The sequence below is a fragment of the Herbiconiux sp. genome (assembly GCF_023264895.1).
Classification (GTDB): domain Bacteria; phylum Actinomycetota; class Actinomycetes; order Actinomycetales; family Microbacteriaceae; genus Herbiconiux.
Genome location: NZ_JAHFUY010000024.1, coordinates 49,879 through 76,772 on the forward strand (window position 1 = coordinate 49,879; position 26,894 = coordinate 76,772).

Below are 26,894 nucleotides of genomic sequence, written 5' to 3' on the forward strand. Positions count from 1 at the left end.
CCTCTCACCCGACCACGAAGCGCACGGCGCCGGTCGCGATGGAGGTGGCGAGCGCGATGGCGCCGATCGAGGCACCGATCGCGACGAGCAGCCACTCGCGGGAGCCGAAGACCGACTCGCGAGCCCAGGTGCGGGTGATGGAGCCGCCGAAGCCGCGCGCCTCCATCGCGGTGGCGAGCTTGCTGCCGCGGCGGAGCGACAGCACGAGCAGCGCGAAGGCCTGCCCGGCGAAGCGGCGCACGCGGCCGGTGTCGCCGAGCCCCCTCGCGCGGCGGGCGAGCTCGAGCTGGCGCCAGTCGTCGAGGAACAGGCTGATCAGGCGGAGTCCCGCGAGCGCTCCGAGCACGAACCGGCTCGGGAGGTGCCAGACCTGGGCGAGGCCGTCGGCGAGGTCGGTCGGGTCGATCGTGGCGAAGAGCACCACGGCCGGCAGCCCGATGGCGAGGATGCGGAGCACGGTGGCGATGGCGAGCACGATCGAGCCGTCGCTGATGTGGATGAGCCAGAGCTCGACGTACGTCCGGCCGTCCTGCACGCCGTAGAGCAGCGTGGTGAGGCCGGCGAGGGGGGCGGCGATCCAGATCGCGGCCGTGCGGCGGAAGAAGGCGCGCCCATCCAGGCCGGCGTTCGCGAACAGAAGGCTCTCGAGCACGAGTGCCACCGCCGCCGACACCCAGTCGATGGTGACGATGAGGAACCCGCTGAGCAGCAGCGCCGCCGCGAGCTTCGCGACCGGGTTGACAGTGTAGATGCGGGCCGTGCCCCGGATCGGCGTGAGGATGCTCATGAGCCACCCACCTCGAGCACCTGGTCAGCGAGGGCCTCGATGAAGGCGCGGTCGTGGGTGACGGCCACGACGGCGGTGCCACGGTCGAGCTGCTCGCCGAGGAGGCGCACGAGCTCGGCCCAGGTGCGGGAGTCCTGGCCGAACGTGGGTTCGTCGAGCACGAGGATGCGGGGCCGGGCCACGAGCGCCGACGCCACCGAGAGGCGCCGCTTCTCGCCGCCGGAGAGCGTGTAGGGGTTGGCGTCGAGGAGCTCCTCGAGGCGGAGCCGTCCTGCGACGTCGGCGACTCTCTCCGCGATCTCCTCGGGCGGGAGACGGAGGGCTCTGAGGGAGACCTCCAGCTCTCCGCGCACGGAGCCGGAGACGAACTGGTGCTCCGGATCCTGGAAGACGGTGCCGATGCGTGTCAGGAGCGCGCGGGACGTCCAGCGGGCCGGATCGGCGGCCGGGGTGACGTCGTGTCGCCAGCGGCCGAGGCGCAGCAGGCGCGGACGCGGCGGGACTCCGTCGGCGGGATCGACGCCCGACAGCTCGGGCGTCGCCACCAGCGTGCCCCCGGCGCGCGGGATGAGGCCGGCCAGGGTGAGCGCGAGCGTCGACTTGCCCGCGCCGTTCGGGCCCGTCACGGCGGTGGCCTCGCCCGCCCGGACGCGCACGTCGATGCAGTCGGCCACAACTGTGCCCGGCACACGCTCCACGGCGAGCGCGGCCGCCTCGAGGAGCAGCGGGTGCGTGACGGCACGCTCGAGGACGGGCCGCTCGCGGGCGGGCCCGCCGCCGAGCGGATCCGCCCCGGGCACCCACACGCCGCCGGCCGCCAGCTCCTCCCCGCGCTCCCTCAGCACGGTCGCCGGATCGCCGTCGGCGAGCACTCCCCCGCCGGGTTCGAGCACGATCACGCGGTCCACGACGTCGAGCCAGACGTCGACCCGGTGCTCGATCACCACGAAGGTGGCGTTCGAGGCCCGCACGACGCCGGCCACGGCATCCCGCACCTCGACGACCCCCGCGGGGTCGAGGTTCGCCGTGGGCTCGTCGAGCAGCACCACGTCGGGGCGCATGGCGATGACACCGGCGAGCGCGACCCGCTGCTTCTGCCCGCCCGAGAGCGCCGAGGTGGGTCGGTCGAGGGCGAGGTCGAGCCCCACCTCGGCGAGGGCCTTGCCGACCCGTGGCCAGATCTCGTCTCTCGGCACTCCGAGGTTCTCGCATCCGAACGCCACGTCGTCGCCCACGCGCGCGAGCACGATCTGGGAGTCGGGATCCTGCAGCACGAGGCCCACCCGCCCACGGGTCTCCTCCGGCCGGCGGCCGCCCACGAGCAGCTCGCCCTCCTCCTCGCCCTCGTCGGCGCCGCCGAGGACTCCCGCGAAGGCGTGCATGAGGGTCGACTTGCCCGCTCCGGATGCGCCGAGCAGGAGCACCCGCTCGCCCGGCTCGATCACGAGGTCGAGTCCGCGCAGCGCCCACGAGGAGCGGCCCGCGTGGCGCCAGCCCCAGTTCTCGGCGCGAAGGCCCGCTGCCGCGCGTTCGTCGCGCGCGGCAGCGGTGTCCTCCCCGTGGGTCCCGATCGGCACTCCTAGCTCCGGGCCGTGACCTCGCGGCCGGCGGCGAAGCGGCTGAGCGCCCCCGTTCTCGCGAGCGCCCGCACCACGACCCAGGAGAGCAGGCCCGCCACCAGTGCGCCGCCGATCACGGCGCAGACGATGTAGATCGTCTTGAAGTCGGCGCCGGTGCCGGCGTACCAGAGGATGGAGTCGTTGATGCCCATCGCGAGTCCGGCGCCCGCACCCGCGAGCACGGCGACGTAGACGCGGTAGTTGGCGTAGAGGAAGATCGCGAAGACGAGCTCCGCGCCGAGTCCCTGCACGAGGCCGGAGACCAGGGTGAGCGGGCCCCACTGGGTTCCGACGAGGGCCGACACGGTGGCGGCGACGAGTTCGGTGAAGAGCGCGGCGCCGGGCTTCCGGATGATGAGGCCGCCGAGCACGCCGGCGAAGAGCCAGACGCCGTAGAGCAGCGACTGGGCGCCGGGGAGCAGGGCCTCGAGCGGCGCGCTGAGGGGGGTGTAGGTGAGGTTCCAGACCCAGAAGATGAGTCCGGCGGCCACGCCGATGACCGCGGCCACGACGATGTCGACGACGCGCCAGCGGAGGCTTCCGCGGCGGCGGGTGAAGGGCTTGGCGCCCTGGTTCTCGATGGTGGAATGCACTGACGTGCCCTTTCGTCCGGAGGAAGGGGCACGGGTGACCACGCGCTCGCGGCCCGTGACGCGGGCCTCGGCCGCGGGGCCTGAGATGCCTCCCTGCGCTGGCATGATCCAGATCAGGTTCGACGGTCGAAGGTTGAGAACCTTCCTCTCAGCCCGGCTCACCGGACTCCCGTGTGGCTCCACTATAGCCCCGCCCCTCCCGCCGCCCGCCTCGCCCACTTGACACAAGATGTGCCAAGTCGGCGTACTTAGGCGCACCTTGTGTCAAGTCGATGGCGGGGGTCGGGTCGGGTCCTGTGGATAACCCGTTCGGGGCTTCGGCGGGCGGGCACCATAGGGCGATGCGCACCCCGTCCGAACTTCCGAGCGACCTGCGGTGGCGGCCGTTCTCCGTCGACGCCGGTCGCGCATCCGGTGTCACCGACCAGCGGATGCGGGGCCGAGACCTCCGGAGGCCCCACCGGGCCGTGCGCGTGCCGCCGGGGGTCTTCGAGAGCGTGGACGACGGCTCGGATGCGCGTGCGGGCGCAGACCTCGTCCCGCTGCTCGCACGGTGCCACGCCTACGCCACGATCATGCGATCGAGCCAGTTCTTCAGCCACGTGACCGCGGCACGGCTGTGGGGCCTCCCCGTGCCGCCGTGGTCACCCGAGGAGCTCCTCGACGTGGCCGAGCCCGCACCGCTGAGGGCACCCAGGGTCGCCGGGGTGCGGGGCCACCAGTTCGAAGACGTTCGGGTGCGCGTGCTCGAACGCCACGGGCTGCGCGTCGCCGACCCCGTGTCGACGTTCCTGCATCTCGCCCGGGCGGTCGACCACGGTCGGCTGGTCGCAGTGGGCGATCATCTCGTGCGGGTGCCCCGCGTCCCTGATCCCGAGGAGCTGCGCCCGTTCTGCACCCGTGCAGAGCTCGCGGCACGGCTCGACGGCCATCGCGGGCGTGGCCGCCGGGCCGCCGTGCTCGCGCTCGGGCGGGTGCGCGACGGGGTCGACTCGCCGCAGGAGACGCGGCTCCGACTGCTCCTCGCCGACGGCGGACTTCCGGAACCGCTCACCGATGTCAGGGTCACCGACGAGTCCGGCGGGGTCGTCACGTGGCTCGACATGTTCTACCCCGGGCTGAGGCTGGCCGTCGAGTACGACGGGCAGCAGCACCGCACGAGCGACCGGCAGTTCGCGCGGGACGGCGAGCGGGTGGAGCAGCTGCGGCGGCTCGACATCGGGCTCGTGCGCGTGGAGCGGACCGCGATGAGCGGATCGGGAGTCGCGGCACTTCGAGCCGTCGAGTCACGGATGCGCGAGCACGGTTGGCCGGACCGCTCGGCTCTCTGAGGGGCGCCGTCGCGCCCGACCCCGACCTCGCTCGACCCCGCCGCGCCGCGCCCCGCCCCTACCCGCCCTCGAGGCATCGACTTGACAGAAGTCGCGCCCAAAAGCGCCGACTTGGCACATCTTGTGTCAAGTGGGTGAAAGCGGCGGGCAGGAGGGGGCGGGGGCCGGCAGGGGCCGGGCCGGCCGCTACTTCTTGAGGGCCCGGACGAACTTCGAGAGCGCCCAGCCCGTCGTGACGATCACGGGGATCGAGACCGCGAGGAGCGCGATGAGGTTGGGCTCGAACTGGGCCTTCCCGTCGGTCGTGACGTACGCGCCGATCGGGATCGCGACACCGCCACCGCCGAAGCCCTCGCCGCCGGCATCGCCCGCGCCGATCTTCTGCTGCGACGCACCGGGAGACGATGCGGTGCCGTTGCCGCCGCCGAAGCCCGACCAGACGAGCGCCACGGGAACGATGGTCGCGCCATCGAGCGTGACAGGCGCGCCGTAGGCGGCACCCACTCCGATGGACTTGGTCGCGTCGGTCAGGGTTTCCACGAGGTTCGCCATGGGCCAACGCTACCGCGAACCGGGTACGGTGAACACTGCAATCGACAGGAGACCAGATGCAGTCATGGCCAGGATCGGCCTACCCGCTCGGAGCAACCTACGACGGGAGCGGGACCAACTTCGCACTCTTCAGCGAGGGAGCCGAGAAAGTGGAGCTGTGCCTCTTCGACGACGAGGGGGTGGAGACCTGCATCGACCTCTATGAGGTCGACGCCTTCGTCTGGCACGCGTACCTCCCGCAGGTGCAGCCGGGCCAGCGCTACGGCTACCGGGTGCACGGCGCGTACGACCCCGCGAACGGCCAGCGCTTCAATCCCAACAAGCTCCTGCTCGACCCTTATGCGAAGGCCACCGCGGGCGCGATCGACTGGGACCAGTCGCTCTTCTCCTACACCTTCGGCGACCCGGACTCGACGAACGACGAGGACAGCGCCAAGCACATGATGATGGGCGTGGTCATCAACCCGTTCTTCGACTGGTCGGGCGACCGCAAGCTCCGCATCCCCTACAACGAGAGCGTCATCTACGAGGCCCACGTGAAGGGCCTCACCGAGCTGCACCCCGAGGTGCCCGACGAGCAGCGCGGCACGTATGCCGGCGTGGCGCACCCGGCCGTCATCGACCACCTGCTGAAGCTCGGCGTCACGGCGATCGAGCTCATGCCCGTGCACCAGTTCGTGAACGACAGCACGCTCATCGACAAGGGCCTCAGCAACTACTGGGGCTACAACACGATCGGCTTCTTCGCTCCCCAGAACACCTACTCCTCCACGGGCGACCTCGGTCAGCAGGTGCAAGAGTTCAAGGGCATGGTGAAGTCGCTGCACGCCGCCGGCATCGAGGTCATCCTCGACGTGGTCTACAACCACACGGCGGAGGGCAACCACCTCGGCCCGACCCTGAGCTTCCGCGGCATCGACAACGCCGCCTACTACCGCCTGGTGGAGGACGACCAGCGGTACTACATGGACTACACCGGCACCGGCAACACGCTCAACGTGAGGCACCCGCACTCGCTGCAGCTCATCATGGACTCCCTGCGCTACTGGGTGACCGAGATGCACGTCGACGGCTTCCGCTTCGACCTCGCGAGCGCCCTCGCCCGCGAGTTCTACGACGTCGACCGGCTGTCGACCTTCTTCGAGCTCGTGCAGCAGGATCCGGTGGTCTCGCAGGTCAAGCTCATCGCCGAGCCGTGGGACGTCGGCCCCGGCGGCTACCAGGTGGGCAACTTCCCGCCGCAGTGGACGGAGTGGAACGGCAAGTACCGCGACACCGTGCGCGACTTCTGGCGCGGCGAGCCCTCGACGCTCGGCGAGTTCGCGAGCCGCTTCACCGGCTCGGCCGACCTCTACGAGCACTCCGGCCGCCGCCCGGTCGCGAGCATCAACTTCGTGACGGCCCACGACGGCTTCACGCTGCGCGACCTCGTGAGCTACAACGAGAAGCACAACGACGCCAACGGCGAGGACAACAACGACGGCGAATCGCACAACCGCTCGTGGAACTGCGGCGTCGAGGGCCCCACCGACGACCCCAAGGTGCTCACGCTGCGCGCCCGCCAGCAGCGCAACTTCATCGCCACGATGCTGCTCTCGCAGGGCGTGCCGATGCTGCTGCACGGCGACGAGCTCGGCCGCACCCAGCAGGGCAACAACAACACCTACGCGCAGGACTCGCCGCTCAGCTGGGTGCACTGGGACTCCGAGGACCAGCCGCTGATCGAGTTCACCGCCGCCGTGGCCCGACTCCGCAAGGAGCACCCGACCTTCCGGCGCAGCCGCTTCTTCGACGGCCGGCCCGTCAAGCGCGGCAAGGGCGAGCCGCTGCCCGACATCGTGTGGCTCACCACCGACGCGAACGAGATGGAGCCCGACGACTGGGACTCCGGCCTCTCGCGCTCGGTCGGCGTGTTCCTCAACGGCCAGGGCATCCGTGCCCGCGACCAGCGCGGCAACCCGCTGTCGGACGTTCACTTCCTGCTCTACTTCAACGCCCACGACGAGGACGTGGAGTTCTCGCTCCCGTCGTCGGAGTACGCCGAGTCGTGGGACGTCGTGATCGACACCGCGGGTGAAGCGGCGGATTCCCAGGTGTTCGAGGCTGGCGGACAGATCGTGGTCGGGGCACGCTCGATGGTGGTGCTGCGCGTTCACCGCGAGCTCGAGATCGAGCCCGACCATTCGGTGGCCGCATCCCTCACCGCCCAAGCAGACGCGACCGGCGCCATCAACATCCCCGGGCCCTCCGTGGGGTAGCACGACCCGTAGAAGGACACATCGGATGCGTATCCCCCGCTCGACCTATCGACTCCAGCTGACATCCGAGTTCACCCTGTGGGATGCGGCACGACTGGTGCCCTACCTGAAGCGCCTCGGCGCCGACTGGGTCTACCTGTCGCCCATCCTGCAGGCGGAGGAGGGGTCGCAGCACGGCTACGACGTGACCGATCACTCGCGCGTCGACGAGTCGCGGGGTGGTCCGGATGCGCTCCGCGCGCTCTCCGAGGCCGCCCACGACGCCGGGATGGGCGTGCTGGTCGACATCGTGCCGAACCACGTGGGGGTCGCGACCCCGGCGCAGAACCCGTGGTGGTGGGACCTGCTGAAGAACGGGCGCGGCTCCCGCTTCGCCGAGGCGTTCGACGTGGACTGGGAGGCCGGCGGCGGCAGGCTGCTGCTGCCGGTGCTCGGTGACGACTCGCTCGAGGCCCTGACGCTCGAGACCCTCACGGACGGGCGCGCCCGCGGCGAGCGCGTGCTGGCCTATTACGACAACCACTACCCGATCGCGCCCGGCACCGCCGACGACGGCGCCGACGCCCAGACGGTGCACTCCCGTCAGCACTACGAGCTCGTGAACTGGCGTCGCGAGGGCACCGACCTCAACTACCGCCGCTTCTTCGCGGTCTCGACGCTCGCGGCCGTGCGGGTGGAGGAGCCGTGGGTGTTCGACGAGTCGCACGCCGAGATCGCCCGCTGGTTCCGCGAGGGACTCGTCGACGGCCTGCGGGTCGACCACCCGGACGGCCTCGCCGATCCGGGCGGCTACATCGAGCGACTCTCCGAGCTCACGGGAGGCGCCTACATCCTGATCGAGAAGATCCTCGAGGGCGACGAGCCGCTCGAGCCCGACTGGCCCTCGGCCGGCACCACGGGGTACGACGCGCTCGCGGGCATCGACCGCGTGTTCGTCGACCCGGACGGGGAGCCGGGGCTCGACGCCCTCGACCGCGAGCTGCGCGGCGACACGGCAGAGGCCGAGTCCGGCACCGGCACCGGCACTGCTCCGACCGCGGCCGAGGCCTACGCCGAGCTCATCCACACCACCAAGCGCGGCATCGCCGACGGCATCCTGCAGGCCGAGGCGCGCCGCCTGACCCGCGACATCGAGCGCGCGGGCGGGCTGCCCACGCTCACGGAGTCCGCGGTCGTCACCGACGCCGTCGCCGAGCTCCTCACCTGCTTCCCCGTCTACCGCTCCTACCTGCCCGCCGGCCGCGAGCACCTCGACCACGCACTCGAGACCGCCCTGCGCCACCGCCCGGACATCGCCCCGGTGCTGACCGAGGTCGCCGGGGTGCTCGGCCGCACCGGCACCGCCCCGAGCGCGCGCTTCCAGCAGACCTCGGGCATGGTGATGGCCAAGGGCGTCGAGGACACGGCGTTCTACCGCTTCACGCGGCTCACGAGCCTCACCGAGGTGGGCGCCGATCCGGATGTCTTCAGCCTCGACGTCGACGCCTTCCACCGCGTGCAGCAGCACCGGCTCGAGGTGCTCCCCGGCACCATGACGACGCTCTCGACGCACGACACGAAGCGCTCGGAGGACACCAGGGCGCGCATCACGGCGCTCGCGGAGGATCCGGCGGCGTGGGCGGCGACTCTGCACGCGCTGCGTGATCTCGTCTCCACCGGCGACGGCCCGTTCGACAACCTGCTCTGGCAGGCCCTCGTGGGCGCCTGGCCGCTCACCCGCGAGCGTGCACACGCCTACGCCGAGAAGGCCTCGCGTGAGGCCGGCGACTCCACAGCCTGGCTCGACGTGAACGAGGCCTTCGAAGAGCGGATGCACGCCGCCGTCGACGCCGCCTACGACGACCAGGCGGTGGCGGCCCTCGTCGCGCGCCAGCTCGACGCCGTGATCGCGGCAGGACGGAGCAACTCCCTCTCGGCCAAGCTCGTGCAGCTGACCACGACGGGCGTGCCCGACGTCTACCAGGGCACCGAACTCTGGGACCACTCCCTCGTGGATCCGGACAACCGGCGCCCGGTCGACTACGGGCTGCGGAGCGAACTCCTCACCGCACTCGACTCCGGCGAATCGCCCTCGTACGAGCCCGCCCTCGCCGACGACCTCGGGGCCCTGAAGCTCCTCGTGGTCGCGAGCGCACTGCGCCTCCGCCGCGACCGGCCGGACCTCTTCGACGGCTACACGCCGCTCGAGGCCCGCGGCACCGCAGCGAAGCACCTCGTGGCCTTCGATCGCGGCGGCGCCGTCACCCTCGCCACCCGCCTGCCGCTCGGCCTCGCCCGGCGCGGCGGCTGGGACGACACCACGATCGAGCTGCACGCCGCCCGCAACGGCTACGTCGACGCCCTCACGGGCCGCCTCCACCCGGAGGGCACGCTGCGGATCGCCGATGCCCTGAAGACCTACCCCGTGGCCCTGCTGCAGAGAGTGGAAGACCGATGACCGCATTCTCCGTCTGGGCCCCGCGCCCCTCGAGCGTCGAGCTCGTCGTGGTCGACGACGGCACCCGCACCGTGCACCCGATGATCCAGGAGGCCGACGGGTGGTGGCGACCCGTCACCGACGTGCCGTGGCATGCCGGGATCGACTACGGCTACCTCCTCGACGGCGAGGGCCCCTACCCCGACCCGCGCTCCCGCCGGCAGCCCGAGGGGGTGCACGGCCTCTCCCGCACCGACGACCCGGCCGAGCACCGCTGGAGCGATGACGGCTGGGCCGGCAAGCCCGTCGACACCGCCGTCATCTACGAGCTGCACGTGGGCACCTTCACCCCCGAGGGCACGTTCGACGCGGTCGCCACGCGGCTCGACCACCTGCGCTCGATCGGCGTCACCCACGTCGAGCTGCTGCCGGTGAACGGCTTCAACGGCACCCACAACTGGGGCTACGACGGCGTCGCGTGGTTCACCGTGCACGAGGGCTACGGCGGGCCGGACGGCTACCGGCGCCTCGTGGAGGCGTGCCACGCGGCAGGCCTCGCCGTGATCCAGGACGTGGTCTACAACCACCTCGGCCCGAGCGGCAACTACCTGCCGCTGTTCGGCCCCTACCTCGACGACCGCTCGAGCAACACGTGGGGCACGACCGTCAACCTCGACCACGAGCAGTCGGCCGAGGTGCGCCGGTTCATCCTCGACAACGCGCTCATGTGGCTCCGCGACTACCACGTCGACGGCCTGCGGCTCGACGCCGTGCACGCGCTCGTCGACAACGGCCCCGTGCACCTGCTCGCCGAGCTCGGCGAGGCCGTCGACCGCCTCGAGGCCGAGACCGGCATCCCGCGCCTCGTCGTGGCGGAGTCCGACCTCAACGACCCGGTGATGTTCCTGCCCCGGCCGAGCGACGCGGCATCCGCGGAGGGATCGGGCTCCGGCTACGGGCTCGACGGTCAGTGGAGCGACGACTTCCACCACGCCGTGCACGTCAACCTCACGGGCGAGACGACCGGCTACTACGCCGACTTCGACTCCGTCGGCGCGCTCGCGAAGGTGCTCACCCGCGGCTTCTTCCACGACGGCACCTGGTCGAGCTTCCGCGAGCGCGAGCACGGCGTGGAGCTCGACCGGTCGACGACGGCGCCGTGGCGGCTCGTCGTGGCGTCCCAGAACCACGACCAGATCGGCAACCGCGCGGTGGGCGACCGGCTCACCGCCACGCTGCCGCCCGAGAAGCTCGCGATCGCGGCCGCCCTCACGCTCCTCGGGCCGTTCACCCCCATGCTCTTCATGGGCGAGGAGTGGGCCGCATCGACGCCCTGGCAGTTCTTCACCTCCCACCCCGAGCCGGAGCTCGGCACGGCCACGGCTGAGGGCCGGATCGCCGAGTTCGCGAAGATGGGCTGGGATCCGGCTGTGGTGCCCGACCCGCAGGATCCGTCGACCTTCACGAACTCCAAGCTCGACTGGAGCGAGGTGGGCGAGCCGCCGCACGCGGCCGTGCTCGAGGTGTACCGCGCCCTCGCCGCGATCCGCGCCGACCTGCCGCCGGGCGACGCCCTGCGCCTGTCGGACGTGCGCGTCTCCTTCAGCGAGGAGGAGCGCTGGATCACGATCGAGCGGCCCTCCATCGTGATGGTGGTGAATCTCTCGGACGAGACGCTCCCGCTCGAGCGCATCGCGCCGCGCTTCGGCGAGCTGCTGTTCGACTCGCGCGCCGTGCTCGAGGGAGGGGCTGCGGGCAGCGATGCATCTGTCGAGACGGCGCCCGTCGAGTCCGCGCCCGTCTCGGTGCTGGTGGCCCGACTCCCCTAGTGCCGCGTGCCGTTCTGCTCCGCGGTCTCGCCCGACTTGGGCGCGCGGAGCAGAGCGGCCGGGCGCAGGATGTCGGTGCCGAACTTCGCCGAGACCCGGTCGACGGTGCGCTCGGCGTCTCGCCAGCCCTCGGCGGGCGCCGTCTCGTCGGCCCAGAGAGCGGGCTGGTGGAGCACGCCGTCGGCCTCCGAGAGCTGCTCGACCCGCACACCGATGAGGCGGATCGGCTCGCCCGCCTTCGCGGCGGCCTCGAAGATGGCGGTCGCCTCGTCGTAGATGCGTCGGCCGAGGTCGGTGGGCTCCGCGAGCGTGCGGGAGCGCGAGATGGTGGTGAAGTCGCTGAACCGCAGCTTGAGCGCGACCGTGCGCCCCACGAGCCCGGCTGCCCGGAGGCGCGACGCGACCCGGCTGGACTGGTGCAGCAGCTCCCGCCGCAGCGTCTCGGGCGAGCGCTCATCCGTGTCGAAGGTGCGCTCGTGGCCCACGCTCTTCTCCTGCGACTCGGTCACGATCTCTCGGGTGTCGATGCCGTTCGCCAGCTCGTGCAGGCGCGTGCCCGCCGCCTCCCCCACCGTGCGCACGAGGCTCTCGAGCGGCGTGGTGGCGATGTCGCCCACGGTGCGGAGGCCGTAGCGCTCGAGCTGCTCGGCGGTCTTGGCGCCCACCCCCCAGAGGGCGCGCACGGGCAGCGGATGCAGGTAGGCGAGCACCTCGGACGGCCGGATGACGAGCATGCCGTCGGGCTTGGCCCGCCCCGAGGCGAGCTTGGCCATGAACTTCGTGCCCGCGACCCCCACCGAGCAGGGCAGCCCCGTCTCGGCGAGCACGCGTGCGCGGAGACGCTGGGCGATCACGTCCGACTCGCCGAGCAGCCGCCGGGCCCCGCGCACGTCGAGGAAGGCCTCGTCGATGCTGAGCGGTTCGACCAGCGGCGTGACCTCGCGGAAGAGCGCCATGACCTGCTGCGACGCCGCCCGGTACTTCTCCATGTGCGACGGGAGCACGATGGCCTTGGGACAGAGGCGGAGGGCCGCACCCATCGGCATGGCGGAGTGCACACCGTAGGCACGGGCCTCGTAGGTGGCGCTCGTGACGACGCCGCGAGCGGAGCTGCCGCCCACGATCACGGGCTTGCCACGGAGGTCTGGACGGTCGAGGAGCTCGACGGAGGCGAAGAACGCGTCCATGTCGACGTGCAGGATCCCGGGGCTCGGCTCCTCGACGTTCTGCACCCTCCGAGCCTACGTCCGACCACCGACCCCTGGGTCGCTCAGCCGGCGAGCGGGCAGACCAGGAGGGCGACGACGGCCGCGCCGCCCTTCGTCGACTGCCTGCCGACCTCGGTGAAGCCGAGACGCGCGTGGAACGCCATCGAGCCGGGGTTCGGCGGTTCGACGTTGACCTCGCACTCCACCTCCACGGCGCCCACCGCCCGAGCGCGCTCGAAGACCGCGCCGTAGAGGGCCGCGCCGAGGCCGGCGCTCCGGTGCCCGTCGGCCACCACGATGCGGTCGACGTAGAGGAAGTCGGCCCCGCGCTCGCTGAACCACCGGTAGTTCTCGCTCGCGTAGTCGAGGCCGGGGCGCAGGGCCAGCACAAAGCCGAGCACGGCACCCGGATGCGCTGTGTCCGGATGCGCTGTGTCGGCCTTGCTCGCATCGATCACGGCGACGGCGAGTTCCGCGTGCTCCACGAGCCAGCGCATCTCGTCGACGTCGATGTCGTTCACCGCGGGCACCGACGCCCGGTTGAGCTCGACGAGGCGGTCGAGGTCGGCTTCGGTCACGGGGCGCACGAGAGTCTTCACCCCGCGACACTACCGAAGCGGATGCGCGGGTGCGGAATGCGAACGCGCCCTGCGCCATTGGACAATAGTGATCATGAGGAGCACCCGATGAGCGACAGCACCATCTCGACCGGCCTCGACCAGGAGGCACGCACCTGGCTCCGGCTGCAGCAGCGGGCCCACCGCGAGTTCGCCGCCCGCGTGGCGGCCGTGACCGACTGGGACGCCGCGACCCCCGACACCGAGTGGAACGTGCGCGACCTCGTGAGCCACGTCATCGAGGAGCAGCAGTGGGTTCCGTGGCTGCTCGACGGCCTCAGCACGGGCCACGCCCGCAGCCGCCTGCGCTCGCTCGAGGACGACCTCCTGGCCGAATGGCGCCGCTACTCGCTCGCCGCCACGACCGCCTGGCGCGACGCGTCGCCCGAGGCCCGCGTGCAGCTCGCCTCGGACTCGGTGACGGTGATCGACTACCTCAAGGAGCAGGTCTCCGACGTCACGATCCACACCTGGGACCTCGCTCGCGCGGTGGGCGCCGACGAGCAGATCGACCTCGAGCTCGTGGAGGCGGTGTGGACGGTGTTCGAGCCGCAGAAGGACGCGCTGGAGGCGAGCGGGCTCTTCGCCTCGCCCGTCCCCGTGCAGGAGGACGCACCGCTGCAGACGCGCCTGCTCGCCCTCACCGGTCGCGACGCCCGGCCCGTCTGAGGCGCGGACAACGACGAACGTCGCGGCAACCGGCCCTTTCTGGGGCTCGGTTGCCGCGACGTTTGTCGTTGTCCGCAGCAGGCCGCTATTCGGCGGCGGCGCGCTCCAGCACGAGCTCGCGCACACGCGCGGCGTCGGCCTGGCCCTTCATGGCCTTCATGACGGCGCCGATGACGGCTCCCGCGGCCTGCACCTTGCCGTCCTTGATCTTGGCGAGCACGTCGGGCTGAGCGGCGAGCGCCTCGTCGATGGCCGCGATGAGCGGACCGTCGTCGGAGACGACCGCGAGCCCGCGGGCGTCGACGACCTCCTGCGGCGTGCCCTCTCCGTCGATGACGCCCTCGAGCACCTGACGGGCCAGGCGGTCGTTGAGCGCACCGCTGTCGATGAGCCCCACGAGCGCCGCGACATCCGCCGGCGACACGAGCGACGACGCCTCGGCCGAACGGGAGTTCGCGATGCGCGAGATCTCGCCCGACCACCACTTGCGCGCCGCCTGCGGGGAGGCGCCGGCGGCGACGGTCTCGGAGACCTCGACGAGGAGGCCGGCGTTCTGCACGTCCTGGAACTCGAGGTCGGTGAAGCCCCACTCCTGCTTGAGGCGGCGACGGCGCGCGGCCGGCGGCTCGGGCAGTGCGGCGCGGAGCTCCTCGATCAGTTCGGGCGAGGGGACCACGGGCAGCAGGTCGGGCTCGGGGAAGTAGCGGTAGTCGTCGGCGTCCGACTTCGGCCGGCCCGCGGAGGTCGTCCCGGTGTCCTCGTGCCAGTGCCTGGTCTCCTGCGTGATCGTGCCGCCGTCGGCGAGGATCTGCGCCTGGCGCTGGATTTCGTAACGGATCGCGCGCTCCACCGAGCGCAGCGAGTTCACGTTCTTCGTCTCGGTGCGGGTGCCGAGCTTCGCGGGCGGCTCGCCGGGAGCGGTCCGCGGGCGCAGCGAGATGTTGGCGTCGCAGCGGAGGTTGCCGCGCTCCATCTTCGCGTCCGAGATGCCTAGCGCCACGACGATGTCGCGGATGGTGGCGACGTACGCCTTCGCCAGCTCCGGCGCATCCTTCTCGGCTCCGTAGATGATGTCGGTGACGATCTCGACGAGCGGAACGCCGGCCCGGTTGTAGTCGACGAGCGAGTACTCGGCACCCTGGATGCGACCGGTCGAGCCGCCCACGTGCGTGAGCTTGCCCGCGTCCTCCTCCATGTGCGCGCGCTCGATCGGCACCGTGAAGGTGCGGCCGTCGGGCAGCTCCACGTCGACCGAGCCGCCGAAGGCGATGGGCTCGTCGAACTGCGAGATCTGGTAGTTCTTCGCGAGGTCCGGGTAGAAGTAGTTCTTGCGCGCGAACCGGCTCGAGGGCGCGATCTGGCAGCCGAGCGCGAGCCCGAGGCTGATCGAGTAGCGCACGGCCTGGCCGTTCACCACCGGCAGCGAGCCGGGGAGGCCGAGGCAGGTGGGCGTGATGTTCGTGTTGGGCTCGCCGCCGAAGTAGTTCGGGGCGGAGGAGAACATCTTGGTCTTCGTCGAGAGCTCGACGTGCACCTCGAAGCCGAGCACGGGCTCGAACAGCTCGAGGGCCTTGTCGTAGTCCATCAGCTTGGCCTTGGCCATCAGACGGCTCCTTCTTCTGCGGCGGCCATCTCGCCCGGGGCGAGATCGGGTGCCTGACTGATCAGTGTGTGGCCCCAGCGGTCTTCGAGCAGGCGCTCGAGAGCACCGCCGACCGTGTAGAGGCGGGCATCCTCCCGGGCCGGGGCGAGGAACTGGATGCCGACGGGCAGGCCGTCCTCCTTCGCCAGGCCCACGGGCAGCGAGATGCCGGGGATGCCCGCAAGATTGGCCGGGATGGTGGCGATGTCGTTGAGGTACATCGCCATGGGATCGCCGTCGTTCGCGCCGAGCTTGAACGCGGTCGTGGGCGCCGTGGGCGAGACGAGCACGTCGACGCCGGCGAAGGCGGCCGCGAAGTCGCGCTGCACGAGGGTGCGCACCTTCTGCGCGCTGCCGTAGTAGGCGTCGTAGTAGCCCGCGCTCAGCGCATAGGTGCCTAGGATGATGCGGCGCTTGGCCTCGGGGCCGAAGCCGGCCTCGCGGGTGGCCGACATGACGTCTTCGACCGTGCCGCCGCCCGGCGGGTTCACGCGGAGGCCGAAGCGCACCGAGTCGAACTTGGCCAGGTTGGAGGAGGCCTCCGCCGGCATGATCAGGTAGTACGCCGAGATGGCGTGCTCGAGGCTCGGCAGGCTGACCTCGGTGATCTCGGCGCCGTTCGATGCGAGCAGGTCGAGTGCCTCGCGGAAGCGCTCGAGCACGCCGGGCTGGAAGCCCTCGCCGTCGAGCTCGCGGATGACGCCGATCTTCAAGCCCTTCACGTCGGCCCGGCGCACCGCGTCGGCGAAGCTCGGCCACTCGTCGGTGAGCGAGGTGGAGTCGAGCGGGTCGTGACCGCCGATGATGTCGTGCAGGAGCGCCGAGTCGAGCACCGTGCGGCTCACGGGGCCGATCTGGTCGAGGCTCGAGGCGAGTGCGATGGCGCCGTAGCGGCTCACGCCGCCGTAGGTGGGCTTGACGCCCACGGTGCCGGTCACGTGCGCGGGCTGACGGATGGAGCCGCCCGTGTCGCTGCCGAGCGCGAGGGGGGCCTCGAACGCGGCGACGGCGGCCGCGGAACCGCCTCCGGAGCCGCCCGGGATGCGCTCGAGGTCCCACGGGTTGTGCGTGGGCCCGTAGGCGGAGTGCTCCGTGGAGGAGCCCATGGCGAACTCGTCCATGTTCGTCTTGCCGATCGGCACGAGGCCGGCGGCGCGGAGCTTCTTCATGACGGTGGCGTCGTAGGGCGGCAGCCAGCCCTCGAGGATCTTCGACCCGCTCGTGGTGGGCATGTCGTTCGTGACGATGACGTCCTTCACCGCGATCGGCACACCGGCGAGCGGATGCACGGTCTCACCGGCGGCGCGGCGCGCGTCGATCTCGGCGGCTGTGCGCAGGCTCAGCTCGGCGTTCGTGTGGAGGAACGCGTGCACGGCGCCGTCGACGGCCTCGATGCGGTCGAGGTGGGCCTGGGTGGCCTCCACGCTCGTGACCTCGCCGGCGGCGAGCTGCTCGGCGAGCGCCGAGGCCGAGAGACGCACGATCTCGTGCTCGTGGTGGGCCATCACTGCTCCTCCCCCAGGATCGCGGTCACGCGGAAGCGCGATCCGTCGTGGTCGGGAGCACCGGCGAGCGCCTGCTCCGTGGTGAGCGTGTTCCCGGGCACGTCGTCGCGGTAGACGTTCTGCAGCGGGATCGGGTGGCTTGTGGCCGGCACGTCGGCGGTGGCCACCTCGGACACCTTCGCGACGTTGTCGACGATCGAGCCGAGCTCTTTCGTGAGGCTCTCGATCTCATCGGGCGTGAGGGCTATCCGGGCGAGGTTCGCGAGATGCGCGACCTGCTCCTGGGTGATTTCGGACATGGTGCTCCGGTGTTCTCTTCGCGGGGTGTGCGTCGATTCTATTCGGTGGCGTCCGTCGGCGTTTCGGCCGCGACGGTCTCGGCGGTCGCATCCGGCGCATCCTGAGCGTCCGCCGCATCCTGAGCGTCCTCCGCATCCTGAGGGTCCGCCGCGGGCTCGGCCGTCTCGACGGGCGGGAGCGCATCCGGGCCCTGGGTGACCAGGAGCGCGAACTGCGCCGCGTCGATGATGCGGAGGCCGAGCGCCTCGGCCTTGCCGAGCTTCGAGCCCGCACCGGGGCCGGCCGCCACGAAGTCGGTCTTCTTGCTCACGCTCGACGCCGCCTTGCCACCCGCCTGGATGATCGCCTCGAGGGCGCCCTCACGCGAGAAGCCTTCGAGCGAGCCGGTGGCCACGACGGTGATGCCCTCGAGCACACCGCCCGCGCCCACGTTGGCGCCAGGGCCGGGGTGCCCCGGCGTGCTGAACTGCACGCCCGCGGCTGCCCAGCGGTCGAGGATCTCGACGTGCCAGTCGACCTCGAACCACGCGATGAGCGCGTCGGCGATGATGCCGCCGACACCGTCGACCGCGGCGAGCTCGTCGCGCGTGGCCGCGCGGATGGCGTCGAGCGAGCCGAAGTAGTCGGCGAGCGCCCGGGCGGCCACGGGGCCGACGTGCCGGATGCTCAGGGAGACGAGCATGCGCCAGAGCGGCTTGGTCTTGGCCTTCTCGATCTCGTCGAGGAGCTTCCGCGCGTTGGAGTTGGCGATGAAGTCGGCGTCGCCGTCGAAGTCGGCACCCGAGGCATCCGGATCGAACGGCGGGTCGTTCTTCTGCCGCTTGCGACGGAACGGCGCCACGACCTTCGGCGACTCGCCGTCTCGGTCGAGCTTGGGCATGCCCGTCTCGGAGTCGCGCACGATCACCCGGATGGGGAAGAGGTCGGCCATGGTCAGAGAGAACAGGCCGGCCTCGGTGTCGAGCGGCGGCTCCTCCGGCTCGAGCGGCTGGGTGAGCGCGGCGGCGCTGACCTCGCCCAGCACCTCGATGTCGAGACCCCCACGGGAGCCCACGTGCTCGACCCGCCCACGCACCTGGGCGGGGCAGCTGCGGGCGTTGGGGCAGCGGAGGTCGACGTCGCCCTCCTTGGCGGGAGCGAGCTTCGTGCCGCACTCCGGGCAGTCCTCGGGCATCACGAACTCGCGCTCGCTGCCGTCGCGGAGCTCGACCACCGGGCCGAGCACCTCGGGGATGACGTCGCCCGCCTTGCGGAGCACGACCGTGTCGCCGATCAGCACGCCCTTGGCCTTCACGACATCCTGGTTGTGCAGGGTCGCCTGGCGCACCTCGGAGCCCGCGACCTCGACCTTCTCCATCACGGCGAAGGGCGTGGCACGGCCCGTGCGCCCGACGCTCACGACGATGTCGAGGAGCTTCGTGTTGACCTCTTCCGGCGGGTACTTGTAGGCCGTCGCCCAGCGGGGCGCACGACTCGTGGCGCCGAGCTCCTCGTGCAGCGCGAGGTCGTCGACCTTCACCACGATGCCGTCGATCTGGTGCTCCACGCTCGCGCGGTGCACGCCGTAGTAGCGGATGAACTCGGCCACCTCGGCCACCGTGTCGAACACCTTGTAGTGGGTCGAGGTGGGCAGTCCCCACTCGGCCAGCAGCCCGTAGACCTCGGACTGGGCGGCCACCGGCGGGTTCGGCCAGGCGCCGATTCCGTGCACGAGCATCTGCAGGCGGTGCAGCCGCGCCTCCACGAGGGCGAGCTGCTTGGCGTTCTTGCCCTCGGTCTTCTGCCGGAGCGATCCGGCGGCCGCGTTCCGGGGGTTCGCGAAGAGGCGCTCGCCCGCAGCCTCCTGGGCGGCGTTGAGCTCGTCGAACGCGGCGACGGGGAAGAAGATCTCGCCCCGCACCTCCACGAGCGGCGGATGCCCCGTGCCGGCCAGGCGCTCCGGGATCGAGTCGATCTGCAGCACGTTCTCCGTCACGTCCTCCCCCACCACGCCGTCGCCGCGGGTGGCGGCGGTGACGAGCACGCCGTTCTCGTAGCGGAGGTTGATGGCGAGGCCGTCGATCTTGAGCTCGCTGAGGAAGCGCACGACACCGGTGCCCGCATCGCGCTGCACCTTGGCCGCCCACTCCTCGAGCTCCTCCTCGCTGAACACGTTGTCGAGGCTCAGCATGCGCTCGGCGTGGGTGACGGGCGTGAACATCGTGGTGACCGCGCGACCGCCGACGGTCTGGGTCGGGCTGTCCTGCTTCTGGAGCTCGGGGTGGGCACGCTCGAGCTCGTCGAGGCGGCGCACCATCTGGTCGTACTCCTTGTCGGAGACCGTGGAGGCGTTCTTCTCGTAGTACTCGTCCCTGAGCTCGAGGATGCGCGTGGTGAGCTGCTCGGCCTCGGCCCGCGCGGCGTCGAGGGCCGCGGGCGTCTCGTCGGGAAGGGCCTCGGGCTCGGTGTCAGGCTCGGTGCCGGCATCCTCGACGGCGGCGGCCTTCGCTTTCGCGGCGGCCATCAGACGGCCACCGGCACGGCGCTCACGGTGCGGTCGATCGTGCACTGGCCGAGCACGCGGGTGCCGACGTAGACGACCGCGGTCTGGCCGGGCGCCACTCCGTTGAGCGGTGTCGTCGGCGTGATGACGAGCTCGGGAGCCCCCTCGGCGTCGGCCCGCACCCGCGCCACGGCGTCGACCGGATCGGCGTGCGCACGGATCTGCACCTGGCAGTCGAAGTCGAGATCCGGATGCTCGGGAGCGAGGCCCGCCCAGGTGAAGCGGGAGCCCGCGATCTCGGCGATGTCGAGCGCCTCCTTCGGGCCGACGACGACCGTGTTCTCCTTCGGCCGCACCTCGAGCACGAACCGGGGCTTCCCGTCGGGCGCGGGCATGCCGAGCTTGAGGCCCCGGCGCTGACCCACGGTGAAGGCGTGCGCGCCCTCGTGCGAACCCACCACGGCGCCCTCGCGGTCGAGGATCTCGCCCGTGGCGGTGCCGACGCGCTCGGCGAGCCAGCCGCTCGTGTCGCCATCGGGGATGAAGCAGATGTCGTGACTGTCGGGCTTGCCCGCCACCGAGAAGCCCCGCGCGGCGGCCTCGGCCCGCACCTCGGCCTTCGAGGGCGTCGCTCCGAGCGGGAAGAGGCTGTGCGCGATCTGCTCGGCCGTCAGCACCCCCAGCACGTAGGACTGGTCCTTCGCCCACGCGGCCGCGCGGTGCAGCTCGCGGTTGCCCTGCGCATCCGTCTCGATGGTGGCGTAGTGGCCGGTGCAGACGGCGTCGAAGCCGAGGTCGAGGGCCTTCTCGAGCAGGGCTGCGAACTTGATGCGCTCGTTGCAGCGCATGCAGGGGTTGGGGGTGCGGCCCGCGGAGTACTCGGCGATGAAGTCGTCGACGACGTCGGCCTTGAAGCGCTCCGAGAAGTCCCACACGTAGTAGGGGATGCCGATCTTGTTGGCGGCACGCTGCGCATCCATCGAGTCCTCGATCGTGCAGCAGCCGCGGCTGCCGGTGCGGAGGGTTCCCGGCATGCGGCTGAGGGCGAGGTGCACGCCCACCACCTCGTGCCCCGCTTCGACCGCGCGGGCCGCGGCGACCGCGGAGTCGACACCACCGCTCATGGCTGCGAGAACTCTCATGCTTCCAGCATACGGCGGGCCTCCGACACCGGCTCCTGCCCGATCCCGCGGGCAAGGGACTCTCCTCGGCGCCGGGAGTCCGCGCCCGGGATGAGGGCAACGTCCAGTCGATGCGTGCAGAATGTTCGGGATGTCTGCACTGCTCCAGGCGCCCGGCCGACCCGCGCGCACCACCACCCGGCGGAGGCGGCCCCGCACCGGGCTCGCCCTCGTGGTCTGCGTGCTGTCGCTCGTCGTCGCAGCCATGCTCGGGTTCCACTTCCTGGTGCCGGACATCGCGGGCTTCGGGCTGCTCGTCGAGTCCGCGCTGCCGTGGCTCGGGCTCATCGTCCCGGTGCTCGTCGTCGCGGCGTTCGTCAGCCGCAGCCGGGGCGCGATCCTCGCCACCGTCGTGCCCGTCGTCGTCTGGGCCGTGATGTTCGTGCCCGCGATCGTGCCGCTCGCGTGGACGGCACCGCCGGCATCCGGGTCGACCCTCACCGTGGCGAGCCAGAACGTGGAGGCGGGCTCGGGCACCGCCGGGGAGTCGGCGCGGGCTCTCGCCGACACCGGCGCGCAGGTCATCGCGCTGCAGGAGATGGACGACGCGGGGCGCGAGGAGGTCGCCGGAGTCCTCGGCGAGGCCTACCCCTACACCTACGGGATCGGCACGGTCGGGGTGTGGAGCGCCTACCCGATCGAGAACGCCCAGGCGCTCGATCTCGGTCTCGGCTGGCAGCGCGGCATCGCGGCCGACCTCGCGACGCCGTCCGGGCTCGTGAGCATCTGCGTGGTGCACGCCGCCTCGGCCAGGCCCGGCGACCACGCCGCCCGCGACGAGATGCTCGCGAACCTCGCCGACTACCCGCCGCGCGACGAGAACTCGCGCCTGCTGCTGATGGGCGACTTCAACGCGGCCTCGACCGACCGCTCGATGGCGGGCCTGTTCGACTCCCTCGACGAGGCCAACCAGTCCGGCGGCGGCCTCGGCTTCACCTGGCCGGCCGCCTTCCCGGCCACGCGCCTCGACCACGTGCTGCAGCGCGGCATGGAGGTCGTCTCCCACACCACCCTCCGCGTCGGCGCCTCCGACCACCTCGCGGTGCTCACCACCCTCAACCTCTAGCGCGCCCGAGCCTCCCTCTGGCCCCACCGCGGCCACATGCGAGCCCGGGTAGCGCCAACCGCTCCAAACCGCACCGTTTCGAGCAGTTAGCGCTACCCGGATGAACGGTCTGCGCAGTTGGCGCTACCCGGCACGGCGGCCCGCGCAGTGAGCGCTACCCGGTCTGACGCGCGCGGGTGGTGGCAGCCCGCCGAGCGGTGTGCACAGTCAGCGCTACCCGGCGGCGGAGCCGAGCGCCGCCGCGATGCGGCGGACGGTCTCGGCGGGGTGGCGGTAGAGGCCCGAGCCACGCACCACGACCACCGTCCAGCCGAGCTCCCGGAGGTGCTCCAGGCGGCGGAGGTCCTTCTCGTACTGGCGGTCGTCGGTGCGATGCTGCTCACCGTCGTACTCCACGATCACGCGGAGCTCGCGGTAGAGGAGGTCGACGCGGGCGACAAAAGCTCCCCGCGAATCGAGCACAGCGGCACCCGGCTCAGGTTCCGGCAGCCCTCCGCGCACGATCAGCAGCCGGAGGTGGGTCTCCGGGCGGGACTCGACTCCTTGACGCACGTCGCCGATGGCCCGGCGGAGCAGAGCTGCCCCCGGCGACCGGTAGCTGCTCGCCCGTTCGGCAAGATCGGTCAGCTCGACGTAGGGCCGCGCGTCACCGGCCTCGGGGAACGCGGGCCGAAGCACGAGGTGATCCGCCGCGGCGACGAGATCGTCATGGCCGAGCAGAGCTCCGAGCTGGCACCAGGTGCTCGCCGCGTCGGCCACGCGGAGGCCGAAGCGCTCGGTCACCTCCACACCCTGGGGCACCAACCGATGCCCGCGCACCGCAGCGGACCGCGGCAGACCCTCCGGTTTGAGCACCGCGACGTCGAGCGGATGCGCCGCGTCGCCCCGCGGCAAGGGCACCCGCCAGAGGCGGGCCGCCGTCAGATGACTGAAGAAGTGGGATGCGGGTGCCCGTCGCTGGTAGGCCGCAGCGAGCGCCGACGTCGTCGAGACATCGGGCGCGCGTGCCCGCACCCCGTGATACGGCCGAACCAGATCGGCGGAGCGGAGCCTCCCCTCCCCCAGCCCGGCCGAGCGCGCCTCCGCCACCGTGAAGGCGCGCCCGATCAGCGGATCCGGAAGCGCGACTCGTCGAGGCATCCGCCCATGGTGCCCTGCCCGTGCGCTCCGCGCAGAAGTTCTCCACAGGAAGAGGAGGCCCGTTCGCCCCGGTAGCGCTGAACGCTCGAAAACCGACGTTGTGGAGCGGTTAGCGCTACCCGGATGCTCAGCTGCGGGGCACAGCTACCGACCCACCTCGCGCGCCGCGAACCCCGCACGCCGGGCGGACGAGTAGGCCGCGGGCAGCGCCGCCACGAGCGCGTCGATCTCCTCCGCCGTGGTGCCGTGACCGAGGGTGAACCGCAGGGCGCCGCGCGCCTCGTCATCCGGAACGCCCATCGCCGTCAGCACGTGCGACACCTCCGGCACCCCCGCCTGGCACGCCGAACCGGTCGACACCGAGAAGCCCGCCATGTCGAGCAGGAACAGCAGCGAGTCGCCCTCGCAGCCCGGGAACGTGAAGTGCGCGTTGCCCGGCAGCCGCCCCCGCCCGCCGTCCGCGGCGGGGTCGTCGCCCCGCAGCACGGCCTCGGGCACCGCCGACCGCACCCCGGCCACCAGCCGGTCGCGGAGCGCAGCGAGAGAGGCCACGAACGCAGACGGGCCGTCGGAGAACTCCCGCGTCACCCCGCGCGCCGCCGCCGCGAACGCCGCCGCCCCCGCCGCATCCTGCGTGCCCGAGCGCACGCGCTGCTGGTTGCCGCCGTGGATGAGCGGCTCCACCGTGCTCCGCCGCGCGAGCACGAGCGCGCCGACGCCCACGGGCCCGCCGATCTTGTGCGCTGAGACGCTCAGCGCCGCCGCCCCCACGGCATGGAAGTCGATCGGCAGGTACCCGTAGGCCGCCACCGCGTCGACGTGCACGGGCACCCCGAACTCCGCGGCGACCGCGACGAGCGAGGCCACCGGCTGCACCGTGCCCACCTCGTTGTTGGCCCAGATCAGCGTCACGAGGGCGACGGATGCGCCGTGCAGCTCGAGCGCCGAGCGCAGCACCGCGGGGTCGAGCCGCCCCACGGAGTCCACCGGCAGCTCCACCACCTGGGCTCCCTCGTGCCGCGCGAGCCACTCGACCGCGTCGACCGTGGCGTGGTGCTCCCCGCCCGGCATGAGCACGACGGGCCGCTGAACCCCAGGACCCTGCCGAGCCCACCACAGCCCCTTCGCCCCGAGGTTGATCGACTCCGTCCCCCCGGAGGTCAGGATCACCTCGACCGGCTCGGCCCCCACCGACTCCGCGATCGCCTCGCGAGCCTCCTCGAGCATCCGCTTCGCCTGCTGCCCCTGGGAGTGGATCGACGACGGATTGCCGACGAGCGACAGGGCGTCGATGTACGCCGAGCGCGCCGCCGGGAGGAGCGGCGTGGTGGCGGCGTGGTCGAGGTAGACGGGCATCGTGATTCGCGATCCAGGCGGGCGGAGAGGCGGTGATCGAGCGGATTTCAGGGCGGCTGAACCCTGCAACTACTCTAAGTCCCATGACCCCGGCCGACCCCCTCGCGCGCCTCGGCGTGCGTCAGACCTCCCACGGCGGCGAGCTGCGCGTGTGGTCGCAGAACGCCACGAGCATGGAGCTCTGCCTCTACGACCACAAGGATCCGAACTGGATCTACAAGACGGTCGCGATGACCAAGGACGCGGGCGACGTCTGGACGGCCCGCACCCGTTCCCTCGCCCCCGGCCGCCGCTACACGCTGAGGGTCGACGGGCCCGATGGGCCGATGGACGCCTTCGATCCGGCGCTCGCCCTCCTCGACCCCTACGCCAAGGGCCTCGTGCGCTCCGGCCGGGAGCAGTGGCGGAGCGTCGTGGTCGACGAGGAGTTCAACTGGAACGGGGTCGAGAAGCCGCGCACCCCCCTCGACCGGACCGTCATCTACGAGGCCCATGTGAAGGGCCTGTCGAAGATCAACAGCCGCATCCCCGAGAACCTCCGCGGCACCTACGCGGGCCTCGCGCACGAGTCGAGCATCGGCTACCTCAAGAGCCTCGGGGTGACGGCCGTCGAGCTCCTCCCCGTGCACGCCTTCGTGAGCGAGCAGCGCCTGCAGAAGCAGGGCCTCACCAACTACTGGGGCTACAACACGCTCGGCTTCTTCGCCCCGCACAGCCTCTACGCCTCGAGGGCGGCGCAGGCCGAGGGGCCGGGCGCGGTGCTCCGCGAGTTCAAGGGCATGGTCAAGCTGCTGCACGAGGCCGGGCTCGAGGTCATCCTCGACGTGGTCTACAACCACACCGCCGAAGAGGGGCGGATGGGCCCGACCACGAGCTTCCGCGGCATCGACAACGCCTCCTACTACCGCCAGACGGCGCGCGGCGACTACATCGACGTCACCGGATGCGGCAACTCGATCGACACCTCCACCCCTGCGGCCACCCGGCTCATCCTCGACTCGCTGAAGTACTGGGCGAACGACGTGCAGATCGACGGCTTCCGCTTCGACCTGGCCGCGACCCTCGGCCGGAACGCCGACCACTACTACGACCCGGAGCATCCGCTGATCACCGGCATCGTCGACGACCCCGAGCTCGCCGGGGTGAAGATGATCGCGGAGCCGTGGGACGTGGGGATGGGCGGTTGGCAGACCGGCAACTTCCCCGACGGCTGGTCGGAGTGGAACGACCGCTTCCGCGACCGGATGCGCAAGTTCTGGCTGCGCGACATCAAGTCGATCCGCGAGAACGGCAACCCGGGCGACGGCGTGGGCATGCTCGCCACCCGCATCGCGGGCTCGTCGAACACGTTCGCGCAGGCGCGCGGTCCGCTCGCGAGCGTGAACTTCGTGACCGCCCATGACGGCTTCACGCTCGCCGACCTCACCGCCTACAACGTCAAGCACAACGTGGGCAACGGCGAGGCCAACCGCGACGGCACCGACAACAACATGTCGTACAACCACGGCATCGAGGGGCCGACGACGAGCCGCTCGATCGAGCAGTCGCGGCGGCGCGCCATGCGGAACCTCATGGGCACCCTGCTGCTCTCGGCGGGGGTGCCGATGATCACGGCGGGCGACGAGTTCGGCCGCAGCCAGCAGGGCAACAACAACGCCTACTGCCACGACTCCGAGCTGACCTGGATCAGCTGGGACCGCCGCACCTGGCAGAAGGACCTCTGGCGCACCACGCAGCACCTGCTCCGGATGCGACGTGAGAATCCCGCGCTCCGGCCGATCCGGTACGGGGTGTTCGGCGAACGCACCCCGGGGGCCAGCCAGATGGACTGGTACGACGCCCGCGGCGAGTCGATGTCTGTGGCCGATTGGAACTCGGCCGAGAACCGCACGCTGCAGTACGTCGCGGCGTCGACTCCCGACCAGGAGCCGTTCAACCGCATCCTCACCGTCATCCACGGGGTCGAGGAGCCGATCACGGTCACGCTCCCCGAGCACGACGACGTCGAGGCCTACGAGCTGCTCTGGGACTCGGGCGACGACTCCCCCGCCACGCACCACCACGACGATCCGCTCCCCCGCTTCGCGCCGGGCCAGGAGGTCGAGGTCGCGGCGGCCTCCCTCCAGCTCTACCGCGCGGTCTGAGCGCCCCTCCGCCCCGTCCGAGCTCCCCTGCCCCTCGCGACTTGACAGTAGTTGCGGCTTAGAGCGTCGACTTGACACAAGATGTGCCAAGTCGGCGCTCTTACGCACAACTACTGTCAAGTCGCGGTCGAGGAGGACGACGTCGCGCGTCAGGCGGACTGCGTCGCGAGCGGCGCGGCGGCCGCGGGCGCGGCGGCGG

20 protein-coding genes and 1 riboswitch are annotated in these 26,894 nt (G+C 71.5%); of the genes, 7 read left to right on the forward strand and 13 right to left on the reverse strand.

Annotated features, from left to right (window positions below; genetic code table 11):
- Window positions 1–4: 4 nt before the first annotated feature.
- From Q0D57_RS05225 to Q0D57_RS05235, 3 genes are read right to left on the reverse strand one after another with little or no spacing between them, the layout of a single operon-like run.
- Complete coding sequence (locus tag Q0D57_RS05225) at window positions 5–787, reverse strand: energy-coupling factor transporter transmembrane component T (RefSeq protein WP_291039355.1); 783 nt, start codon at window positions 785–787, stop codon at window positions 5–7.
- Window positions 784–2,364, reverse strand: a complete 1,581-nt coding sequence (locus tag Q0D57_RS05230; RefSeq protein ID WP_291039359.1) for an ABC transporter ATP-binding protein — start codon at window positions 2,362–2,364, stop codon at window positions 784–786. The genes Q0D57_RS05225 and Q0D57_RS05230 overlap by 4 nt, the downstream gene beginning before the upstream one ends.
- A gap of 2 nt (window positions 2,365–2,366) precedes the next feature.
- The gene (locus Q0D57_RS05235; protein ID WP_291039362.1) at window positions 2,367–2,999 is read right to left on the reverse strand and encodes an ECF transporter S component; all 633 of its coding nucleotides are present in this window, start codon (window positions 2,997–2,999) and stop codon (window positions 2,367–2,369) included.
- Between the two features lie 75 nt (window positions 3,000–3,074).
- Window positions 3,075–3,182: riboswitch (TPP riboswitch) on the reverse strand.
- Window positions 3,183–3,340: 158 nt separating this feature from the next.
- On the opposite strand from Q0D57_RS05235, the gene Q0D57_RS05240 reads away from it, so the two are divergent.
- Window positions 3,341–4,330: a hypothetical protein gene (locus tag Q0D57_RS05240; protein ID WP_291039365.1), complete on the forward strand. Its 990-nt coding sequence runs from the start codon at window positions 3,341–3,343 to the stop codon at window positions 4,328–4,330.
- A gap of 186 nt (window positions 4,331–4,516) precedes the next feature.
- Here Q0D57_RS05240 and Q0D57_RS05245 read toward each other — a convergent pair whose 3' ends face one another.
- The gene (locus tag Q0D57_RS05245) at window positions 4,517–4,882 is read right to left on the reverse strand and encodes a hypothetical protein (protein ID WP_291039368.1); all 366 of its coding nucleotides are present in this window, start codon (window positions 4,880–4,882) and stop codon (window positions 4,517–4,519) included.
- 56 nt (window positions 4,883–4,938) lie between these two features.
- Here Q0D57_RS05245 and glgX (Q0D57_RS05250) point away from each other — a divergent pair, with 56 nt between their 5' ends.
- The 3 genes from glgX (Q0D57_RS05250) to treZ are packed head-to-tail and all read left to right on the forward strand — an operon-like array spanning window position 4,939 to window position 11,385.
- A complete protein-coding gene (glgX, locus tag Q0D57_RS05250) occupies window positions 4,939–7,140 on the forward strand; it encodes a glycogen debranching protein GlgX (protein WP_291039371.1) in 2,202 nt (733 codons plus the stop codon).
- Between the two features lie 25 nt (window positions 7,141–7,165).
- Complete coding sequence (treY, locus tag Q0D57_RS05255) at window positions 7,166–9,577, forward strand: malto-oligosyltrehalose synthase (RefSeq protein ID WP_291039376.1); 2,412 nt, start codon at window positions 7,166–7,168, stop codon at window positions 9,575–9,577.
- Complete coding sequence (gene treZ / locus Q0D57_RS05260) at window positions 9,574–11,385, forward strand: malto-oligosyltrehalose trehalohydrolase (protein ID WP_291039379.1); 1,812 nt, start codon at window positions 9,574–9,576, stop codon at window positions 11,383–11,385. Before treY ends, treZ begins: the two co-directional genes overlap by 4 nt.
- Here treZ and Q0D57_RS05265 read toward each other — a convergent pair.
- Together Q0D57_RS05265 and Q0D57_RS05270 are read right to left on the reverse strand one after the other, a co-directional pair.
- On the reverse strand, window positions 11,382–12,617 hold the full coding sequence (locus Q0D57_RS05265; protein ID WP_291039382.1) for a DNA polymerase IV: 1,236 nt from the start codon (window positions 12,615–12,617) through the stop codon (window positions 11,382–11,384). The genes treZ and Q0D57_RS05265 overlap by 4 nt on opposite strands.
- Window positions 12,618–12,655: 38 nt before the next feature.
- Window positions 12,656–13,192, reverse strand: coding sequence for a GNAT family N-acetyltransferase (locus Q0D57_RS05270; protein WP_291039389.1), 537 nt, complete (start codon window positions 13,190–13,192; stop codon window positions 12,656–12,658).
- A gap of 87 nt (window positions 13,193–13,279) precedes the next feature.
- On the opposite strand from Q0D57_RS05270, the gene Q0D57_RS05275 reads away from it, so the two are divergent.
- Window positions 13,280–13,879 carry a TIGR03086 family metal-binding protein gene (locus Q0D57_RS05275; RefSeq protein ID WP_291039393.1) on the forward strand — a complete coding sequence of 200 codons (600 nt, stop codon included), beginning with the start codon at window positions 13,280–13,282 and terminating at the stop codon, window positions 13,877–13,879.
- A gap of 85 nt (window positions 13,880–13,964) precedes the next feature.
- On the opposite strand, the gene gatB is transcribed toward Q0D57_RS05275, so the two are convergent.
- From gatB to mnmA, 5 genes are read right to left on the reverse strand one after another with little or no spacing between them, the layout of a single operon-like run.
- Window positions 13,965–15,482, reverse strand: coding sequence for an Asp-tRNA(Asn)/Glu-tRNA(Gln) amidotransferase subunit GatB (gene gatB / locus Q0D57_RS05280; protein WP_291039396.1), 1,518 nt, complete (start codon window positions 15,480–15,482; stop codon window positions 13,965–13,967).
- Window positions 15,482–17,026: an Asp-tRNA(Asn)/Glu-tRNA(Gln) amidotransferase subunit GatA gene (gene gatA, locus Q0D57_RS05285; protein WP_291039400.1), complete on the reverse strand. Its 1,545-nt coding sequence runs from the start codon at window positions 17,024–17,026 to the stop codon at window positions 15,482–15,484. Before gatA ends, gatB begins: the two co-directional genes overlap by 1 nt.
- A complete protein-coding gene (gatC, locus tag Q0D57_RS05290; protein ID WP_259524821.1) occupies window positions 17,026–17,325 on the reverse strand; it encodes an Asp-tRNA(Asn)/Glu-tRNA(Gln) amidotransferase subunit GatC in 300 nt (99 codons plus the stop codon). Before gatC ends, gatA begins: the two co-directional genes overlap by 1 nt.
- A 38-nt stretch (window positions 17,326–17,363) precedes the next feature.
- The gene (gene ligA, locus Q0D57_RS05295) at window positions 17,364–19,829 is read right to left on the reverse strand and encodes an NAD-dependent DNA ligase LigA (RefSeq protein ID WP_291039405.1); all 2,466 of its coding nucleotides are present in this window, start codon (window positions 19,827–19,829) and stop codon (window positions 17,364–17,366) included.
- Entirely contained in the window at window positions 19,829–20,950 is a 1,122-nt protein-coding gene (gene mnmA, locus Q0D57_RS05300; protein WP_291039410.1) for a tRNA 2-thiouridine(34) synthase MnmA, read from the reverse strand. Before mnmA ends, ligA begins: the two co-directional genes overlap by 1 nt.
- A gap of 130 nt (window positions 20,951–21,080) precedes the next feature.
- Here mnmA and Q0D57_RS05305 point away from each other — a divergent pair, with 130 nt between their 5' ends.
- Entirely contained in the window at window positions 21,081–22,055 is a 975-nt protein-coding gene (locus tag Q0D57_RS05305) for an endonuclease/exonuclease/phosphatase family protein (RefSeq protein ID WP_291039413.1), read from the forward strand.
- Between the two features lie 213 nt (window positions 22,056–22,268).
- On the opposite strand, the gene Q0D57_RS05310 is transcribed toward Q0D57_RS05305, so the two are convergent.
- Window positions 22,269–23,195: a DUF559 domain-containing protein gene (locus tag Q0D57_RS05310; protein ID WP_291039420.1), complete on the reverse strand. Its 927-nt coding sequence runs from the start codon at window positions 23,193–23,195 to the stop codon at window positions 22,269–22,271.
- 144 nt (window positions 23,196–23,339) lie between these two features.
- The gene (locus Q0D57_RS05315; protein WP_291039423.1) at window positions 23,340–24,551 is read right to left on the reverse strand and encodes a cysteine desulfurase family protein; all 1,212 of its coding nucleotides are present in this window, start codon (window positions 24,549–24,551) and stop codon (window positions 23,340–23,342) included.
- 83 nt (window positions 24,552–24,634) lie between these two features.
- On the opposite strand from Q0D57_RS05315, the gene glgX (Q0D57_RS05320) reads away from it, so the two are divergent.
- The gene (gene glgX / locus Q0D57_RS05320) at window positions 24,635–26,695 is read left to right on the forward strand and encodes a glycogen debranching protein GlgX (RefSeq protein ID WP_291039426.1); all 2,061 of its coding nucleotides are present in this window, start codon (window positions 24,635–24,637) and stop codon (window positions 26,693–26,695) included.
- Window positions 26,696–26,894: the final 199 nt, after the last annotated feature.